The organism is Mesorhizobium sp. M1E.F.Ca.ET.063.01.1.1 (assembly GCF_003998155.1).
Classification (GTDB): Bacteria; Pseudomonadota; Alphaproteobacteria; order Rhizobiales; family Rhizobiaceae; genus Mesorhizobium.
This window is the reverse complement of sequence record NZ_RZSC01001319.1, coordinates 1-872: the sequence shown is the minus strand read 5'-3', so window position 1 is coordinate 872 and position 872 is coordinate 1. Positions and strand designations below refer to the sequence as shown.

Below are 872 nucleotides of genomic sequence, written 5' to 3'. Positions count from 1 at the left end.
CCATGCCACCTTGCGGAATGGTCGGATCGAGCTGGAACGGCCGCCAGCGCACATGCACGCCGACATCGCCGACGGCGGCGATCGCCTTGTCCAGCCGTTTCTGGCCGATGAAGCACCACGGGCAGACGACATCGGACACCACGTCGACGGTGATCGAGTTCTCGGCGCTCATGCTCGTCTCCCTGTTTGCCTCGGTTGGGAATTGCGTCAGTTGGGCTTTCGCCACCAGGTCGGCAGTTGATAGCCGAATATGGGAGTCTTTCGCGGATGTTCCAGATAGGTCCAGTAAGCGACCCACTGCTGCGTGTTGTATTGCATGGGAACCATGTAGTTGCCTGAGATCAGCAACCGGTCGAGCACGCGGACCGCGGCGACATAGTCTTCCTTGGTGCGCGCATTCAGCATCGCGTTGATCGCCGCGTCGATGGCGGGATCGGCGACGCCGGCGAGATTGAACGACCCCTCCTGCTTGGCGGCGACCGATCCCCAGCGCCCGACCTGCTCGCTGCCGGGCGACAGCGAATTGTTGAAGCCGCTCGAGCCGACGAGCACCTCGAAGTCGAAACGCTGTTTGCGTGACTGGATCTGGTCGCCGTCGAGGCTGCGAATGGTGACGTCGATGCCGATCTTCTCCAGCGTGCGCTGATAGAGGGCTGCAAGCCGCTCCTCATCCTGCGACGACGTCATGATCTCGAAGCCGAAGGGATTGCCCTGAGGATCGAGCATCCGGCCATCCTCTACGTGATAGCCGGCGCCCTTCATCATCTCGAAAGCCGCCCGCAGCACCTTGCGATCCTGGCCGGAGCCGTCGGTCACCGGGGGCCGCCAGGTGCCGTCCATGACGTCGGCCGGAACCTGGCCGGGGTAGGGAG

The 872-nt window shown here is 63.4% G+C and carries 2 protein-coding genes; both read right to left on the bottom strand.

What is annotated here, in order from left to right:
* On the bottom strand, nt 1-172 hold a 172-nt coding region (locus tag EOA29_RS38255; RefSeq protein ID WP_189479153.1), incomplete at its 3' end, for a DsbA family protein.
* Between the two features lie 35 nt (nt 173-207).
* Nucleotides 208-872: ABC transporter substrate-binding protein (locus tag EOA29_RS38250; RefSeq protein WP_245468783.1), on the bottom strand; the 665-nt coding region annotated here is incomplete at its 5' end.